We start from the raw sequence: 14865 nt of genomic DNA, 5'->3' as shown, positions 1-14865 counted from the left end.
TAATAATCAATTAGTCAGTAAAGTGCGTTTTCTATACTTTTTAAGACTAAGCTAGCGCTCAATCAACTCTTCTTTTTTAGATGACCATGCATTTATAAGTGCTTTTACTAATGAAGCTAGCGGGATTGCGAAGAACACCCCCCAAAACCCCCATAAACCACCAAAAAACAACACTGCAACAATTATAAACACCGGATTTAAGTCAACAGCTTCAGAGAAAAGTAAAGGCACTAACACATTGCCATCAAGTGCTTGAATTACACCATAGATGATTAGAATGGTCCAAAACTGCGTTTCTAAACCAAATTGGAACAACGCCACCGCAGCCACAGGAATAGTCACCAGTGCCGCCCCCACAAAGGGTATCAATACAGATAGACCAACCAAAACACCTAACAAGGCCGCGTAACGCAGATCTAAAACGGCAAAGGCGATAAAAGAAGCTGTACCAACAATTAAAATTTCAAATACCTTGCCGCGAATATAATTCATTATTTGCTGATTCATTTCTTGCCAAACTTGAATGATTAAGCGGCGCTGCTTAGGTAATAAACGTTCAGCACTTTGTGTAAGTTCTAACTTATCTTTAAGCATAAAGAACACCAGGAGCGGTACTAAAATCAAATAAATCAACCAAGCTGCCACATCTTTTATAGACGTTAATGACACTGATAGTACTAACTGACCAAACTCAATAGCTTTGGTTTCAACACTGGTAACAATTGATTTAACCTGATCTTCAGTGATCAAACTTGGGTAATCCTCAGGAAGATGTAAAAGCAGCGCTTTACCTTTTTCAATCATATAAGGGGTTTCTTGCACAAGGTTACTGGTTTGCTGCCAAAGCACAGGGCCCATGCCGACGATAATGGTGATCATTAAGCCACTAAACACTAACATGACAATAATTGTGGCAGTGAAGCGTTTTAAACCTAGCCTTTCTAAATGCGCTACAGGCCAATCCAGTAAATAAGCAATTACCAGTGCGACTAAAACAGGTACCAGTAAAGAGCCAAAAAAATAGAAAAATGCAAAGGTTGCAATTAACAGCAACAATAAGGTTACTGAATGGGGATCAGAAAATTTATTTTCGTACCAAGCTTTTACATATTCAAACACAAACGGGCTCCACGGTTAACACACCTAATTCTAGGTCAATTTCAAAATGGTAATGATGTTTTTCTAAAAAGCGCTGCATATCATCACTAGAATGTGCAGCATTAAATGTAAAAGTGACGGGTTGATTTACAGATTGTGCCTTATTTAACCCTAATTTAAACTGAATAAATTGTTGTGGGCACTTATAGTCCCTCAAATCAACCATTAACATAGCGAATCAACTGCGTTATTAATATGAATAATAAGTATAAGATGACATCATCTTGGAAAAATAATCCTTTATAGTGAGAAGAGCTCATTTTTTTCTTAAAACACGCAAAACAATAGTTTATCCTTAATCAATAACTGGTAGTAAAGGAAACACGATGCCTGGCTCGCATAATAAAGCGCAATTGCCTGCGAATCCAACTCTTAAAGAGATTAATTGGTATAAAAAACAAATAAACTGGGGGGAGTTGCCGCCATTTTACCATTTGGTAGCATCGTCAGTGAGTGAATCTGAAGGTATTTTAGATCATGGCTTTGACAATGCGGTAAAAAGATTAATAGATCCTAGAAATTGGAACCTTGAGCTACTAGGAGGCTACGAAACCGACATGGGTGAAATTGTCTGTGAGCAAAAGCCACGCATCGCATTGCACCAGAGCTTTACCGATCGAGGTTTCGAATTATGGGCCTACCCCTTTGCTAAAGATGTCACTGTTGACCAATACATCAAAGACAATCGATTTATGGAGTTTAGAGTCTGGGATCCGCATTCAATGAGGAACCTTATACGCTTTAATCAACTACACAAATTTATAGCTTTTTATTTTGAACGTGGCGATAAAGCTGATAAAGCCTTAATCTTACACGCACACAAAGTCGTACATAAAATCATAACTTTTTTACAACGGGAGTTGAACGTTGTTAAGCTAGACGGAGTCACAATAAAAGATTTCTATCAATTGTGTGAAAAAGATAGCCGAGCATGCAGCGACGAAATAGACATAGCAAAAGTCATGTTAGGTGAGCAAATCAACAAGGAATAAGATGCGACTAAAATCAGCCTTTATAACACTATGCAGTGCTTTACTAACATTTTCGATACTGCATAGTGAGCCGTTGAAGGCGCAAACTAATTTTAAGCTGCCCGATTTAGGGACCTCGGCTTTACAAGCCTTGCCTATTGAAAAAGAGCAAGCAATAGGCGAAGTAATGATGATGCAAATTCGTGGCTCATCACCCGTCGTCAATGATCCTGTGCTTGATGAATACCTAACGACATTAGGTCGTCGATTAGTTGCTAACGCAAACGATGTGCGTTTTCCCTTTTCATTTTTTTGGATAAACAACCCAGAGATAAATGCTTTTGCATTTTACGGGGGTCATGTGGGTGTTCACACAGGCCTCATCGCTCAAGCAGACAACGAAAGTCAGTTTGCCTCAGTGCTCGGCCATGAAATTGCCCACGTCACACAGCGCCATTTAGCGCGTCGTATTCAGCAGCAGCAAGATAACAGCGCACTTACTATTGCAGGCATGATTGCGGGGATATTAGCAACCGTTGTTGCTCCAGATGCTGGGATAGCGATTATTTCAGCAAACCAGACTCAAGCCGCATTTAGTCAGCTTACTCATAGCCGTGCAGCTGAACAAGAAGCTGACCGCATCGGCATGCAAACTCTCAACAATGCAGGGTTTGATCCGCGCCAATCAAGCGAGTTTTTAACCAAGCTCGCTGCGCAAATTCGCTATAAATATAAGCCACCTGCATTTTTGCTTACCCACCCACTACCCGAAAGCCGGGTATCAGATGTGCGGTTACGTGCAGAGCAATACCCAAAGAGACATTACTCAGACAGTCTCGACTTCAACTTAGCCAAAAGCAGAGTTATAGCAAGGTATCACCAAAAACCTAAAGCGGCAGAAGATCTTTTCCGTAAGCTGATGCGTGATAATAGCGTACATAACGACACCGCCTTAAAATATGGATTGGGTATTAGTTTATTGGATCAAAAAAAGCTAGATGAAGCAGCCAGCATTCTTAATCCTCTGCTTGAGCAAGATCCAAAGAATTTATTTTACATCGATACCCACACCGACTTATTAATTGCCCAAGGTAAAGCCGATGAAGCGGTAGAGTTTTTAGCTAAGTTAGATATCGACAGACCTAACAATCAGGTTATCGCCCTTAACTACGCTAATGCCGCCATTGAAGCAAAACAATTTGATGTTGCTGAGCGTATTTTAAAGTCTTACTTACTCGCAAAGCCTGATCACAACCTTGCTAAAGAGCTCATTGCTGATGTGTACAAAAAACAAGAAAACATGGCCTCCTACCATGAAGCCCATGCAGATGTACTGGCCCAATATGGCGCTTATTTAAAAGCGGCCGATGAAATTCAAAAAGCGCTGAATTTTGTTGAACCCGAAGAGTTAGTAAAACAGCAGCGCTTAAAAGCCCTACTCACGCAATACCGACAGTTACAAAAAGAGCTTGCGAGACTTTAAGTCTTGCACTGCTTGCCCTAAAATAAGCCAAATTATTAAAATCAGAGACCACGCTATGTCTGTAACTATTTACCACAACCCTCGTTGTTCTAAATCACGTGAAACCCTTGCCCTATTAGAAAGCAATAATGTGCAGCCAAGTGTTGTTGAATACCTTAAAACACCACTTAATGAACAACAAATTGCAACGCTTGTGACACAGCTAGGCTTTACCTCAGCGCGTGAGTTAATGCGCACAAAGGAAGATATCTACAAAGAGCTTGAACTGAAAAACGAGCAAGACGAGAACAAGTTAATTGCTGCGATGGTGGCCAATCCAAAACTAATCGAGCGCCCTATTGTTGAGAACAATGGCAAAGCTGCTCTAGGTCGTCCACCAGAAAACGTATTAAGCGTACTTTAATGGCTATAAACATTGTTGTGCTATACCACTCAAGCCATGGCTCTTTGGAAGCTATGGCACATGAGATAGCCGAGTCAATTGAGCAGCAAGGTGCTACAGCCCTACTACGCACATTTGTGCAGCGTCAGCCGCATGATATTGTGATCAGCAAAGATGATCTAATTAATTGCGATGGTTTGGCATTTGGCACCCCGACACGATTTGGCATGATGGCCTCACAAGCAAAGAGCTTCTGGGAAACCACCAGCGACTTATGGTTAAAAGGTCAATTAATCGACAAACCAGCTTGTGTGTTTTCGTCATCCAGTAGTATGCATGGTGGTAATGAAGCCACTTTATTAAATCTATCGCTGCCATTATTACACCACGGCATGATGTTGCTCGGTGTGCCTTATGAGGTGCCTGAATTACTCGCAACTGAAACTGGTGGAACGCCTTACGGGGCCAGTCATGTTGCTGGTAGCAACAACAGCAATGTATTAAGTAAAGACGAAATTAAAATATGCCAAAGTGTTGGAAAACGTTTGGCGCAAATTGCGAGTAAATTACAATGAGCGTGGACACTGAATTAAAACAGCCCGTAGCCAAAAAGCCTATCACTAAACGATTTCAACGTTTTGCGTTAATAGGTTATGTTGGCTTATTAGTTTTGATGCCGATTTGGTTGTTTTTAATTGCCCCAAGAGAAGGACATAGCAATGCCTTTATCTTTGTAGTTTATATACTTCCCCTGCTGCTGCCACTTAAAGGCATTATTCAAGATAAACCTTATACCTATGCATGGGCCAACTTTATCGTAATGTTCTATTTTATCCATGGTTTTACATTACTGTGGGTGGCACAAGAGCAGCTAATTTGGGTGTTACTTGAGTTAATCTTTGCTAGTTTGATGTTTATTGGCTGTACCTACTATGCACGCCACCGTGGACAAGAGCTTGGTCTTAAGATACGTAAATTAAAAGAAGAGCTGGCTGAAGAAAAAGCCGCTCACGAGCACGATAAATAATACCGATTCTTTTATCTAAAGATGAAACAAAAAACGGCAACCAAGGTTGCCGTTTTTTATGTCATATTTGCTAATCGTTAACTAATCACACTAACTCAGCTAAGGTAGCTAAAGCGACGATACTTGCCAGACCAACTTGCCCGATTAAGCTAAGTAACGAGAACATTCTTAATAAGAAAAGTCCCCATGGATGGCGTATATGTGGGTAAAGTGCGCATCGCTTCAAACTGGTAGCAAAGAAAAAGCACAGAATAGAAACCAGCGTAAAGCTAAGTGTTAACTCACTTTTAATGGCAATACTGTCATCAAAGAAGAAAAACAATTGCACAGGAAATAGCAAGGTAACTATGGCGTGCAAGAGGTGCACTTTTTTAACGCGGTCAAACTGCCCTTCAGGCGAAAGCTCTTTAATCCCGAAGTCATGTTCAAGAACCTTGACTAAATTATCAGCTTTAATACTCACAGCTAACCGATAACAACTTAAGCCATCTTTATTACGTACTCTGAAGTCAAAACCATTTTTGAGTAACAAAACGAGTAAAGGCGCATTTTCAGCGAACACTGCGTAATGAAGAGCTGTGTTGCCTTTATTGTCTTGAATGGTTTTATCTTGGTGCTCAAGCAGGGTTTCAACAACATTGACATACCCTTTCTCTGTTGCCCACATAAAAGCTGTTTTACCATTCTCATCAGCTAGGGTGCCAGTAGCCCCTTGTTCAATAAAGCGCTTAGCCATGGTTTGTTTGGCGCTTTCATGGCTTAAGTGAGCAAGCAATGCTTGTTCTAAAAGAGACACCGAATCAACATCCGGAGAGATCAACTTAAGTAACGTGAAATAATCCTCACCGTGCGCAACTTTTTCAGCGGCTAACGCAGTTAACTGCTCTAAATCAGCCACAGAGTCAGGGATAAATCCGCTAAAACGTTCTCTAAAGTCTACTTCGGTCCAAAGAGTCAGCACATCTTCTGCAGACATTTTAGCCCCTTGCTCCAAGACATGCTCAATCACCGTAAAGTATCGGCGATTAAATAACTGTTGAATCAATGTAATGGGCGTTTTTACCGCTGATTGGGCAAATGCACTTGCGTATTTTTCTAAACGCTGGCACAACATCAGCACTAAGCTCTCAGGAGTATATTCATTTTCTAAAAAGTGCTGTTTCATCGCATTGATATAGTTCAATGCAGCTTCGTCAAACTCAGAAATATGTTGAAAATAGCACTCTTCGAATGGATCTAGTGGAGTTAACCAAGAAAGATAATAAATAGGCGGAAGGACTGTTGCACAGACACCATCATCTTCATTGGTTGAACGACATGCAGGCCAAGCTTCTAAAGCGTCTAAAATATAAGCCCCGTTTTGCTCAGCTAATCCTTTGATCAGTAACGGGTACTCCTTTGGCCAAATTAGTACATTTTCCATTAAAACAACACAACTCCGCTCACGCATTATTAGGTGACTTATTAAGCTCTACGTTATAGCAAAAACTAACTGACACTGAGCTTAATAATGAAACAAAACAACGAGTATCTAATTCGATACTTCAAGATGAAAAAACTAGCTTGATTCTACCACAGAGGGCAATTGGTGCTAGCGCAAAGTAGGTGATTTTTAAAGAAAATAGAAAAGCAGTGGTACATTGGTAATACTCACTGCTTGGTTGGAGACTGCTACTTACTTGCTAACTCTTGAGTCACTTTATCAATGCCCACTTGGCTGATACGTTGAAGTACTTCTTTTTGCTTAGCACTTAATAAAGAAATACCTTCAGCAACAATATCGTATACCTTCCATTGCTTGTCTTTACCTTGGCGAAGTTTAAAGTGTAAATCAATAGTCGGCGCATTATCATCAATGATCTGAGTTTTTACCGTTGCATATCCGTCATCTATCAACTGTGATGGATCGAACACTACTTTTTGCCCAGTGTATTTCATCAATGCACCCGCATAAGTTACTGTTAAGTAATGCTCTACAGCTGCGATAAAATCGATTGCTTGCTCACGGCGTAACCCTTTTATGTGTTTACCCAACAACTTATATGATACGAACTTGGTATCCATATGGGGCAGCAAACGTTTTTCAACAATACTAGCCATTGCCTCAGTGCTAGCGTCACCTTTGGAGTTTACATTAGCAATATCAACAAATAAGTCTGCTGTGACTGACTCTAACAATTGCTTTGGCGAACGGTCTTCGCTAGCAAACACGCTTGTAGTAAGTAACGTTGCAATTAGCAAAAGTGAGTTAACTAATTTGGTCATCATCGTATTCGCTTGTGATTGAAAATTTCCGCCAATATACCGATATTGAAACCACAAAAAAAGAAACAATACGTCAACGTTTTAATGCCAAATTGGCATCAATCGGTTTTTACCAAGTTTTTCAATGGATTGCTTAAAAAAGCGAGAATATGCACAAGTTCTGTGTGTTTACGCACATTGAAAAAGCAATGTCACCACCCCTATCTACTTGCTCAAAGTCATAGTAAGAATTACCGATATGAAATTAAAACACCCACTAAAAGCACTTGCACTAAGCACAGCATTACTATTAGCACCATCGATTGATGCCGCCCAAAATCATGGCTATGCCATTGATTATATTCAAGGTGAAGGCGATGTGAAAGGGTTAAAGCTTGCCTATCAATACCATTTACCAAACGAAAAACTGCCTTTTGAACATGCTCGGGTATACTTCGAATCAAGCTTTAATGTTTGGCAGTATGGCAAAGACAACAGACATCAAACGAATATCGTGTTAGCTATCTCTCCAGTGATCCAATACCCGGCGTTTAATGTGAAAAACATACCTGTTCATGTGGAGTTTGGTATTGGGGTTTCACTGTTGGATGACACCCATTTTGCAGGCAAAAATGTTAGTACTCACTACCAGTTTGAGGACAGATTAGGATTAGTGGCAGACCTAGGAAACAACACAAGCTTAGCACTCAGGTATTTACACTATTCCAACGCCGGATTTAAAAGCCCTAACCCTGGACTTGATTTTATTTCACTGTCTTATGCCAAACGATTTTAAGTGCTACTATTGTGCTGCATATATTTACAGGATTTCAAGATGGAAACATGGCAAATTATAGGCATTTTTGTTGCAGTATTTGGTGTAGTAATTGGTAACCTTATGTTGCTAAAACATGCTGCGAAAATGGACTTCAAGGTACCTAAAGATGACACTGGTAAAGATAAAAAAAGCCCTGATGAATAATCAGGGCTTTTTTAAAAAGGCTTAGCTTATTTATACTAGCCAATGCGCCATTAAGACAATAACCGGTAATGTCACTAAGGTTCTCAAAATAAAGATGAAGAATAGCTCAATAATATTTACCGGAATTTTACTTCCTAAAAGCAAAGCACCGACTTCAGACATATAAATCAATTGGGTTACACTCATTGCTGCAATAATAAAACGTGTAACGTCACTTTCGATACTGCCTGCAGCAAGAATTGATGGAATAAACATATCTGCAAAACCAACCATAATAGTTTGTGCTGCAGCTTCGGCTTCAGGTACTTGAAGAAGCTCTAAAAATGGTACAAATGGTTTACCCATATACTCAAATATCGGCGTGTATTCAGCAATGATCAGAGCAAATGTGCCCACCGCCATAACCACAGGTAATACTGCGAATACCATATCAAATGCGTTGTGCAGACCTTCTTTAACTGTACCAACAAAGCCCGGTGCAGTGCGCGCTTTAGCAAATGCGACATCTAACGAATGCGAAATTAAGGTTTTACCTTCAGGTACCAACTCAGCATCTTTATCGGGCTCGCTTCCATCAAAATATAAATCTTTCTTAAAACGTAATGGTGGTAAACGAGGCACAATTAGTGCTGCCACTAAACCGGCTAAACACACAGTTAAATAAAACGGTGCAAATAAGTGCTCAAGCTTTACTTGACCAATAACAACTAAACAAAAGGTAATTGATACAGCTGAGAAAGTGGTACCAATAATGGCAGCTTCGCGTTGTGTATAGTGTTTATCTTCATACTGACGAGCGGTCATCAAAATACCCACACTACCGTCACCTAACCAAGATGCCACACAGTTGACTGCACTTCGACCTGGCACACCAAAAAGTGGGCGCATCACTTTAGTTAATAAGGTACCCACTAGCTCAAGTAGACCGAAGTTTAATAATAACGGTAATAATAATCCCGCTAAAACAAACACAGAAAACAACACGGGCAATAAGTCGTTTAACACCAATGCACCGGTATTACCGGAAATAATCATTTCTGGCCCTTGTTTTGTATAGGTCAGAATAATAAATACCATCCCCAGTAATCGAACACTCAGCCAAAGCCAACTAACATCAAATAAATGTTTAATTATAAAGTACTTAAGTAATGGCTGTGGTTTAAACAGCTTTATCACTAAAGATAAAATACCGGTGATACAAACAATACTGGTAATCAAACCCAGTGCAAAAGGTGCAATCCATTGTTGCACTGCTTTTGCCATAACAGCAATTGGGATGGTCATTGCTTCACCTATGGGTACCGGCGTCATGAATAAGAAGACACCTATAAGTGAAGGAACGAAAAAGGTGAACAAGGTTCGCATGTCGATGCGATTTGTTGCGTTTAAGTTAGACATATTTTCAACCTGTAGAAACCACAAAAAGAGCGGCTAGGCTCTTTTTGTGGTGGTTTAATTTTTTTAATTATTAAATATTAATTCCACGCTGACGCAGCGCGTTTTCTAATGCTTGTTGTAGGTCATTCATTGTACCAGGCTCTAGCGTAGCACCTTGCGAATCCATCCAAGTTAAACTTGTACCGCCATCATTAGTGCGGCTAACGAGAATTTGGTACTGGCCATCTTCAATTGGTAACTCAGCAACTTCTTCGCCCCAAATTGAATCCCAAACACTTGACTCTGGCTTTTTATAATCAGCAGTGATCAAACCACGCTCTTGGTCAATCTCAACAATTGTGAAAGATAAACGCTCTAAGAAACCAGAAAAACGATCGAATACCATGCTGTATTCTTGCTCAGTTACAAGCGCAGCGTTGCCTTTATTATCAAAGCCCATTTCAAGAGAAATAATGCCTTGTTGCTTACGCATTTCCACTTCTAACTGACGGTAGCGGTAATCAAACTCAGCAATAATCTGGTTAAGAGCACGCACTTCTAGTTGTTGCTGTAAAAGTGGCGTCAATTGTTGTGAACCGCTTTTATAATCAACAAGTTTTGAGGTTAAAGAAGCTGTACGTTGATGCGACTTCTCTTCAATTGTAAATAAAAAGCGTTGTTGAGATACTTCTTTTTCACTTTCCCAAAACCAACCATCTTCAGGTTTAATAATTGTATACCAGCCTGTTTCGATGCTATTTGTTGCTTTGTCAGCTTTTTCTACAGAAGTGTTTTTCTCTGCTAATACCGCTTTTATAGAGTCCCAAATGAATGTATCTAGATCTTCAATACCATCATTTTTATCAAAATAAACCCGAGCTAATTTATCACCTTCTTCCACCCAAGTTCCTTGCGCGATGGTAATAACCTGTGCTGGCGGACGATAATTTTTTGCTTCAGGGTTGTTGTCGTATTGTGCAACATCCATTTTGTAAGTCGGATCTTGAGTCGGTTGCGCAAGGCCAGCTGGCGCTTTGACCGGTTCATTTGCACGATAATTACGCTTATGGTGTGCTTCATCAGTGAACACACTGCATCCTGTTAAACTTACCATTACGCTTACAGCAAGCGCCTTTGAGATCCAATACTGCACAGATATTTCTCCTTAGCAAACCCTTAATTTTTTAACAAATATATGAGTGGGTAATGCCGATTTGGTTCACTGTAAAATCATTTATAACTTTACATTTATTGTTTTTATGCAAATAACCCGAGCAATTTGGGTTAACGCGTCATGTATATGTTTACTTATCGCCTTGCAAAATTTTAACTATGGTACTTTCTGATGCCCCTAAAAACAAGAAAGAGCACACTTTATTAACGGCTTAATTAATCGCAGCTACCGTTAACGATGTTAATTATGGTAAACTTCGCCGCCGTGCAGTATTAAACTCACGTGAAATCAAGGCTTATTGGCTTATACCCATTGGTATTATTTAATTACTAGGTACTTAAAATTCCATGACTGCTTTTTCAAATCATCAGATAGTGCTCACAGCGATTGGCGAAGACAGGCCCGGTATCGTTAGCGAATTAACTCAGCTAGTGAGTGATTGTCATTGCAATATTATTGACAGTCGCATTGCTATCTTGGGTAATGAATTTACTTTTATTATGTTATTAGCAGGCGATATGTCTGCAATTAGCCGAATCGAGCATACCTTGCCAACTAAAGGAATGGAACTTGGTTTATTAACCATGATGAAACGCACAGCAAGTCATATTGCATGTGAATTTTGTGCCGGTTACACCCTTGAATATACGGGTATCGACACTCCGGGTACATTAAGCAAAGTTACTCGTTTTTTTGCTGACAACAACATCAGCATTTGTTCACTTAAGTCAGACACTTATGAAGAAGACAATGAACTAAAAATGCGCTGTGAACTGGAGTTTAATATTCCTGTCGACGTTGATATTGATAATTTTAAAGTGAGCTTTGAAGATCTTTCTCGTAGTTTGAACGTAGATTATATCTTTAGACGCATTCGTTAAGGAGCACAGTATGAAGAAAATTAATCCTCTACAAGCAGGTGACACAGCCCCTGCTTTTAGTCTACAAAATCAAAACGATGAAACAATCGTGTTAGCCGATTTATTAAAAGAGCAGCAAGTACTGGTTTATTTTTACCCGAAGGCATCAACACCAGGTTGTACTGTACAAGCAGAGAACTTACGTGACGAAAAAGCTGAGCTTGCTAAATTTAACACCCGTATCGTTGGTATAAGTCCAGACCCAATCAAGCGTTTAAAAAACTTTGAAACCAAAAAAGAGCTGAACTTTGATTTATTAGCTGATGAAGATCATGCCATTGCAGATGCTTTTGGTATTTGGGGCTATAAGAAGTTTATGGGTAAAGAATACGAAGGAATTCATCGTATTAGCTTCCTTGTAGGTCAAGACGGTAAAATCAAACACGTGTTTGATAAGTTCAAAACCAAAGACCATCATCAGGTTGTTTTAGATTATCTCGCGCAAAACTAATTTTTAAACAAAAAGCGTTACCTTTGGTAACGCTTTTTGCTAAAAATACTATCTTCACGTACAAAAAACCCAGCAATCGAGCTGGGTTTGTAATTTTAAAGCAGCAAAACAGATTATTAATCCATGATGTCTTCAGGCATATCGCCACGAATTTGCTGCCAAATCTCACCTGTTTGATGACCATATTTACGCATCATCGAAATTGCACCATCATGTTCACGTCGCTCAGCAAGTTCTGTTAGGTCTTTATAGAACTGACGTGCTAATTCGCGTGTACGTGAGTCAGAGAAGTAGTGACAGCCAATTTTAGAGTAAAAACCTTTAAAGCCATTTAGTATCAACACGTAAATACGGTTATTACCAGCCACAGCAAGCTCATGGTGAACTTTGTAATCATAATCAGCAAATGCCTGAGCGCTGTCTTCTAGCTCTTCGCTCTGCGAAAGAATTTCAATTACACGCTCAGGTGCTAATTTAATAGCTGCACGCGTGTAAATAGCACTGATATTGGTTCGTGCCGAAAGAAGTTGATCGGTAAGCTCTGGCATTTTATCTTCATCAAGACGTGCGAGTGTCTCTAAGATATTAAGACCAGAAGTCTCCCAGAAATTATTAACACGTGTTGGTTTACCGTGTTGGATCGTTAGCCAGCCATCACGCGCTAAACGCTGAAGTACTTCACGTAAGGTTGTACGTGTTACACCAATCAGCTCTGACAATTCACGTTCTGCCGGAAGAATCGATCCCGGCGGAAAGTCACCATTCCAAATAGATTCAACAATGTATTCTTCAGCAAAACCTGCTGGGCTTTTCGCTTTAAAAATTCTCATTCATTTTCCACTTGAGTTAGCAACTTTTATTATCGCAATGTGCGAACAACCCACTGATTGTACCAGATGATCCGCAACTAACAAGTAAACTAAGTCCGGTGTGCATAAAAATCTATTATTTATAGCTAAATAAAAGCCCTTTCGGCCCAATAAGACACCAAAAGAATAATACTTTAAGTATAGTAAATATACCTAGTTAACAATTCAAATAAGCTCTAAGCTTAGTTAACTTGAAATAACAACAAGCACAAATAATAAGGTACAGCGATGCAGCAGCGGATTTTACCAGCGATCTTTAAAAATTTTTTGGGGACCTCGCCTCAATGGTATAAATACACCATTGTCGCCTTTTTACTAATAAACCCTATATTATTTCAACTTAACCCCTATCTTGCGGGTTGGGTTTTAGTGTTAGAGTTTATTTTTACTCTTGCTATGGCTTTAAAGTGTTACCCTCTTCAGCCTGGAGGCTTACTTGCCATTGAAGCCATGTTCATTGGGATGACGTCGGCTGGGCAAGTTGAGCATGAAATAGTACAAAATATTGATGTTATTTTGCTGCTTATCTTTATGGTGGCAGGTATTTACTTTATGAAAGACTTGCTTCTGTATATCTTCACAAAGCTTGTTGTTTCAGTGCGAAGTAAAACTGTATTGTCGCTGTCGTTCACGATTGCTGCAGCTTTTTTGTCTGCTTTCTTAGATGCGCTAACTGTTATGGCTGTTGTCATTGCTGTAGCGATGGGTTTTTACAGCATTTATCATAAAGTTGCTTCGGGAAAGGACTCGAGTAGTGAACATGATATTAATGATGATAATCAAGTACGACCGGTCAATCGTCAAGAGCTTGAAGAATTCCGTGCTTTTCTCCGTAACTTATTAATGCATGCTTCTATAGGCACCGCTTTAGGAGGAGTGTGTACGATGGTAGGCGAACCACAAAACTTAATTATTGCTGAGCGAGCTGGCTGGCTATTCGGCGAGTTTTTCTTTCGCATGTTACCAATCACCCTGCCGGTTATGATTGCGGGTATATCCACAACTATTTTATTGGAAAAAACCAAAGCGTTTGGTTACGGTGCGAAACTGCCCGCCCCGATCCACACTATTTTATCTGATCATGCGAAGAAGCTTGAGAAAAAACGCACAACACGCGATAAGGTAAACCTAGCTATTCAAGCTGTTATTGCAGTTTGGCTTATCATTGGCCTTGCTTTACACCTTGCCACTGTTGGTCTAATTGGCTTGTCTGTGATTATTTTTGCCACAGCCAGTGCAGGAATTATAGAAGAGCATCAACTTGGCAAAGCCTTTGAAGAAGCATTGCCATTTACTGCTTTGTTGTGCGTATTCTTTTCTATTGTTGCCGTCATCATTGACCAACATTTATTTACCCCCGTAATTGCTTGGGTTCTGACCTTTGAAGGCCAATTGCAACTTGTTATGTTTTTTATTGCCAACGGTATTCTGTCGATGGTCAGTGATAATGTGTTTGTGGGTACTGTTTATATAAATGAAGTTGCAGCTGCACTCGAAGCTGGTCAAATTACTCGTGACCAGTTTGATTTATTAGCTGTAGCAATTAATACCGGCACCAACCTTCCAAGTGTTGCCACACCAAATGGACAAGCTGCGTTCTTATTCTTACTTACTTCAACGTTAGCCCCTGTGTTGAGGCTATCTTATGGGCGCATGGTTTATATGGCGCTACCTTATACCATAGTGTTGACAGTTGTCGGTTTAAGCATGACCTTATTCAGCCTTTCTGATATGACTGATTTACTGTATCAATGGGGTTTAATTAATCACCACACAGGTGCGTTACCAGGCTCCTTAGGTGGCCATTAGGGCAATTATTGCCAACAA

Annotated in this window: 16 protein-coding genes; 10 read left to right on the top strand and 6 right to left on the bottom strand. The window is 39.9% G+C overall.

Annotated elements, in window-relative coordinates; genetic code table 11:
* Positions 1 to 51: 51 nt before the first annotated feature.
* On the bottom strand, positions 52 to 1119 hold the full coding sequence (locus QL229_RS03830) for an AI-2E family transporter (RefSeq protein WP_135925495.1): 1068 nt from the start codon (positions 1117 to 1119) through the stop codon (positions 52 to 54).
* 365 nt (positions 1120 to 1484) lie between these two features.
* On the opposite strand from QL229_RS03830, the gene QL229_RS03825 reads away from it, so the two are divergent.
* The 5 genes from QL229_RS03825 to QL229_RS03805 are packed head-to-tail and all read left to right on the top strand — an operon-like array spanning position 1485 to position 5021.
* A complete protein-coding gene (locus QL229_RS03825; protein ID WP_135925500.1) occupies positions 1485 to 2150 on the top strand; it encodes a hypothetical protein in 666 nt (221 codons plus the stop codon).
* Position 2151: 1 nt separating this feature from the next.
* The gene (locus QL229_RS03820; RefSeq protein WP_135925502.1) at positions 2152 to 3612 is read left to right on the top strand and encodes a M48 family metalloprotease; all 1461 of its coding nucleotides are present in this window, start codon (positions 2152 to 2154) and stop codon (positions 3610 to 3612) included.
* 55 nt (positions 3613 to 3667) lie between these two features.
* Positions 3668 to 4015: an arsenate reductase (glutaredoxin) gene (arsC, locus tag QL229_RS03815; RefSeq protein ID WP_281546494.1), complete on the top strand. Its 348-nt coding sequence runs from the start codon at positions 3668 to 3670 to the stop codon at positions 4013 to 4015.
* Positions 4015 to 4569 (top strand): NAD(P)H:quinone oxidoreductase, encoded by a 555-nt coding sequence (wrbA, locus tag QL229_RS03810; protein WP_135925508.1) that lies wholly within the window; start codon positions 4015 to 4017, stop codon positions 4567 to 4569. Before arsC ends, wrbA begins: the two co-directional genes overlap by 1 nt.
* Complete coding sequence (locus QL229_RS03805) at positions 4566 to 5021, top strand: DUF2069 domain-containing protein (RefSeq protein WP_235382261.1); 456 nt, start codon at positions 4566 to 4568, stop codon at positions 5019 to 5021. Before wrbA ends, QL229_RS03805 begins: the two co-directional genes overlap by 4 nt.
* 85 nt (positions 5022 to 5106) lie before the next feature.
* On the opposite strand, the gene QL229_RS03800 is transcribed toward QL229_RS03805, so the two are convergent.
* Positions 5107 to 6444, bottom strand: coding sequence for an ankyrin repeat domain-containing protein (locus QL229_RS03800; protein WP_135925513.1), 1338 nt, complete (start codon positions 6442 to 6444; stop codon positions 5107 to 5109).
* A gap of 248 nt (positions 6445 to 6692) precedes the next feature.
* Positions 6693 to 7286 (bottom strand): ABC transporter substrate-binding protein, encoded by a 594-nt coding sequence (locus QL229_RS03795; protein ID WP_135926296.1) that lies wholly within the window; start codon positions 7284 to 7286, stop codon positions 6693 to 6695.
* A 238-nt stretch (positions 7287 to 7524) separates the two neighbouring features.
* Between QL229_RS03795 and QL229_RS03790 the strand changes: the two genes are divergently transcribed.
* Both QL229_RS03790 and QL229_RS03785 read left to right on the top strand, forming a co-directional pair.
* Entirely contained in the window at positions 7525 to 8061 is a 537-nt protein-coding gene (locus QL229_RS03790; protein ID WP_135925515.1) for an acyloxyacyl hydrolase, read from the top strand.
* A 39-nt stretch (positions 8062 to 8100) separates the two neighbouring features.
* Complete coding sequence (locus QL229_RS03785) at positions 8101 to 8247, top strand: DUF2897 family protein (protein WP_138556844.1); 147 nt, start codon at positions 8101 to 8103, stop codon at positions 8245 to 8247.
* 30 nt (positions 8248 to 8277) lie between these two features.
* Here QL229_RS03785 and QL229_RS03780 read toward each other — a convergent pair whose 3' ends face one another.
* Positions 8278 to 9645 carry a YjiH family protein gene (locus QL229_RS03780; RefSeq protein ID WP_135925521.1) on the bottom strand — a complete coding sequence of 456 codons (1368 nt, stop codon included), beginning with the start codon at positions 9643 to 9645 and terminating at the stop codon, positions 8278 to 8280.
* A gap of 70 nt (positions 9646 to 9715) precedes the next feature.
* A complete protein-coding gene (gene bamC, locus QL229_RS03775) occupies positions 9716 to 10777 on the bottom strand; it encodes an outer membrane protein assembly factor BamC (RefSeq protein ID WP_135925523.1) in 1062 nt (353 codons plus the stop codon).
* 368 nt (positions 10778 to 11145) lie between these two features.
* Between bamC and QL229_RS03770 the strand changes: the two genes are divergently transcribed.
* Both QL229_RS03770 and bcp read left to right on the top strand, forming a co-directional pair.
* Positions 11146 to 11679, top strand: a complete 534-nt coding sequence (locus tag QL229_RS03770) for an ACT domain-containing protein (protein ID WP_135925526.1) — start codon at positions 11146 to 11148, stop codon at positions 11677 to 11679.
* 10 nt (positions 11680 to 11689) lie between these two features.
* Positions 11690 to 12169, top strand: coding sequence for a thioredoxin-dependent thiol peroxidase (bcp, locus tag QL229_RS03765; RefSeq protein ID WP_135925528.1), 480 nt, complete (start codon positions 11690 to 11692; stop codon positions 12167 to 12169).
* Between the two features lie 116 nt (positions 12170 to 12285).
* Here the strand turns inward: bcp and fadR are convergent, their stop codons facing one another.
* Positions 12286 to 12999, bottom strand: coding sequence for a fatty acid metabolism transcriptional regulator FadR (gene fadR / locus QL229_RS03760; protein ID WP_054561887.1), 714 nt, complete (start codon positions 12997 to 12999; stop codon positions 12286 to 12288).
* A 267-nt stretch (positions 13000 to 13266) separates the two neighbouring features.
* Between fadR and nhaB the strand changes: the two genes are divergently transcribed.
* On the top strand, positions 13267 to 14847 hold the full coding sequence (nhaB, locus tag QL229_RS03755) for a sodium/proton antiporter NhaB (protein WP_135925530.1): 1581 nt from the start codon (positions 13267 to 13269) through the stop codon (positions 14845 to 14847).
* Positions 14848 to 14865: the final 18 nt, after the last annotated feature.

This window comes from Pseudoalteromonas sp. PAR1 (genome assembly GCF_947311895.1).
Taxonomy (GTDB): Bacteria; Pseudomonadota; Gammaproteobacteria; order Enterobacterales; family Alteromonadaceae; genus Pseudoalteromonas; species Pseudoalteromonas lipolytica_C.
This window is presented reverse-complemented; position numbering and strand designations above follow the sequence as displayed.